Origin of the sequence: Peribacillus sp. NPDC096540, from assembly GCF_050278525.1 — a bacterium.
Taxonomy (GTDB): domain Bacteria; phylum Bacillota; class Bacilli; order Bacillales; family DSM-1321; genus Peribacillus.
On sequence record NZ_JBNNTG010000094.1, the window covers coordinates 1 to 3044 of the forward strand.

Genomic DNA, 3044 nt, shown 5'->3' on the forward strand with positions numbered 1-3044 from the left:
CTTGCCTCTTGGGCTGGTGTGAGTCCCGGAAATTACGAAAGTGCTGGTAAAAAAAAAACGAGTAAAACCACACAAGGTAACAAAGCTTTGAAAACGATGGCTGTAGAGTGTGTACTAGCGACATCAAGGCAAAATAATCGAATTGCTTCACATCGAAAAAGGATTACCAAACGGCAGGGAAAAATGAAGGGACGAATCGCTTCTGCTCATTTACTATTAACGATTGCTTACAACATCTTAAAAACAGGAGAACCCTATCATGAACTAGGTTCAAATTACCTTGAAGAAAAACAAAATAACAAAGAATTAAAAATGATCGAGTACCTAAAAAAGAAAGGCTATACAATCGCTCCATCTGAACAACAAACTGCATAACCAGTTAAAGTAACGACATAGTATATTTACGCCCTTCGAAAAAAAATGAGAATATGGAGGGTTTATTTTAGCATGGCTTTTTTACTAATGTGTTTTCATACAAAAAAGCCGTAAAAGACAGCTCCGATCTTCAACTAACGCACCCGTTAGCCATCCATGAAGCGCAAAAATCAGCGCTTCACCACAGAGAATGAAAATTGGTCTCTATGTCGATAATGTTTTAATGGCTGGCGAAGAAGGTCGTTGAACTATGGTGCCTTTGAGCCCATCCGTTAGTCTGACTCCGACGACCACGGTGTACCACCGACTGTCGCGCCCTTTATGGGTAGCACTCATGGGAGATTAATCCTTTTTTGGTCGTCGCGCTAGCCTCTACTTAATTTGCTATGATTGGAGGTTTTTGTTTAACGATTTACCAAACTCAATCAGATCACTCATAAGGCTCAGCCTTTTTTAAAAAGCGTTTTTACTGGGTCTATTTTGTTATAGTTTTTTCTGGATTTTGAGCTTTTTTAATTTTCATGGGAGTTGAATAACTTGGAAATCCATAAACGCTCTGATGTATTTAATAAACCAAAAACACTCGAAGCAACTTTCTCAAAATCTTTTTCCTGTTTTTGCATTCTTTCACGCCAGAACCCTTATAAGTGAATCATATTTTGTTCACGGGTATTTTTTTCAAGAATCATCTTCACTGCTTCACTGACTGTCTCAACGACATAGGTTGCTTCTTTTTTGACATCTTCATGGGCATGAGAAATCACAAAACTATTTGGTGTTAGTTTAAACATAGGGATATCATTAAAAGAATCACCTACGCATGCGATTTCTTCGGGCTTGAGCTGCAAGTGTTTTAAAAGGATTAATAAGGCATTTCCTTTACTGATGTTTTTCGGCATAATGTCAAGACAGCCTTTTTCAGAAATGAATGTATCCACCTCTTCGTGAAAAACACCTTGAATAGATTGCTGCATTTCTAATATTTCCTCATGATGGCCCATTACCGAAATTTTAGAAGGGGTAAGGGAGTGGCCAATTGCATTTATCATGTCATCTAGCTCTTCAATCGGAAAGAAAAAACGTTCTTCGATTTGGTGAATGACATCATTTTTTTGTGCTACAAAGTTGGTGTCATTTGAACTAACGATTGTAATGTTACGATCTGAATAAGCCGATTCATACAGCTTTTTTGCGAGCCGATGTTCAAATGTTTGCGAGTGAAGAGAAACGTGGTCATTGGTCCTGACAAATGATCCGTTTTGGCTTACGCGATGGAATTGGTCTCCAACCACTTTAGCTACTTCCATAATTTCGTTGTCCATTCTTCCAGTTGCAAGACAGATGTCTACGTTATGTTCCCGTAATTTTTTCAATGCTTTAATGTCATGTAAAGCCACTTGATTCTTTTTATCAATTAACGTTCCATCTAAATCACTGACTAATAATTTAATCATCGTCTTTTAAACTCCTCTCGTTGTGAATATCTGATGTTATATTGGTTAAAACCACTTTTAAATTTCATTATCGGGAATGCAATGGGTCACAATCCTGGTGAATGTACCATCTAATAATGGATTTAAGCAATATTCTCCTGATCAGTGAGTCTTATTCTGTATCTGTAATTAGCACTTCAACACCATGTTCTTCTATAGATTTATATAAATTATTAGGCATTGATTTATTGGTAATAATGGTATCAATGGATTCAAATGTTAAACCTCTGTAATTCTGTCGATGATTGTGTTTTGTGTGGTCTGTCAATAAGATGACTTGATCAGCATGTTTTATCAATTCTCGCTTAAAGTAAATATCTTCTTCAAGCCCATAATAAATGCCATCTTCCATAATACCTGCTGCTCCAATAAACACCTTATTAAAATGATAATCTTTTAGTTTTTCTATGGCGGAAAATCCTGTGACATGTCGAGTTGATTTATTTAGAGTACCTCCCAAAAAGTGTATAGTTGTATCTTCAGATTGAGCCAATACATAAGCGCTATCAATTGAATTAGTTACAATGGTAACTTGTCTTGCTTTTAAAAATTGAGCTATAAAATTGACTGTGGTTGAAACGTCTAAATAAATCATCTCATTGTCTGTTATCATACTTGCAGCTTTTTTTCCAATTAATTTCTTTGTTTCTGATTCGGTGCGTAATCGATCCCGATAATCATCAATTTTTTTATGAAATGATGGTAATGCAACTCCACCATGAGTTCTAACTACCATTTTTTGGTTCGTAAGCTCCACGATATCTCTTCTTGCAGTATCACGTGAAATATCAAATGTTTCACACATCTGTTTGATGTTCATTGTTTTGTGGATTTCTAAATAGTTAAGGATTCGTATCAATCGTTCTTCTTGATTCATTTTTAACCTCCTCAACTTAATCATAAGCTATTTTAAGTAAAAATAAAAGTGATTATAAGTAAAAAATCTAAAAAAGCACTTACTATAAGTTGTTTTAAGTTATTCAATATAGATTGATGCTAGTAAAGTTTCCTGGGCACATCGTAGTGAAAATGGTTGGACTTTTATCATAGCCTTCTTCAAGTAACCTGCCCCGTTAGTTCAATAAGAAACTCCTATGGCGGCGCTCCTCGCCGCCACCATCTACTACGAAAACGTAAACTCAAAATAGAGTCTAACCCATTAGCCCATTGACAATA

General features: G+C 35.9%; 3 protein-coding genes. 1 reads left to right on the forward strand and 2 read right to left on the reverse strand.

Annotated features, from left to right (window positions below; translation table 11 throughout):
* Positions 1-375: transposase (locus ACQKMR_RS28230; RefSeq protein ID WP_427700226.1), on the forward strand; the 375-nt coding region annotated here is incomplete at its 5' end.
* A gap of 641 nt (positions 376-1016) precedes the next feature.
* On the opposite strand, the gene ACQKMR_RS28235 is transcribed toward ACQKMR_RS28230, so the two are convergent.
* Positions 1017-1829: an HAD family hydrolase gene (locus ACQKMR_RS28235; RefSeq protein ID WP_340456285.1), complete on the reverse strand. Its 813-nt coding sequence runs from the start codon at positions 1827-1829 to the stop codon at positions 1017-1019.
* A 151-nt stretch (positions 1830-1980) separates the two neighbouring features.
* Positions 1981-2745 carry a DeoR/GlpR family DNA-binding transcription regulator gene (locus tag ACQKMR_RS28240; protein WP_340456286.1) on the reverse strand — a complete coding sequence of 255 codons (765 nt, stop codon included), beginning with the start codon at positions 2743-2745 and terminating at the stop codon, positions 1981-1983.
* Positions 2746-3044: the final 299 nt, after the last annotated feature.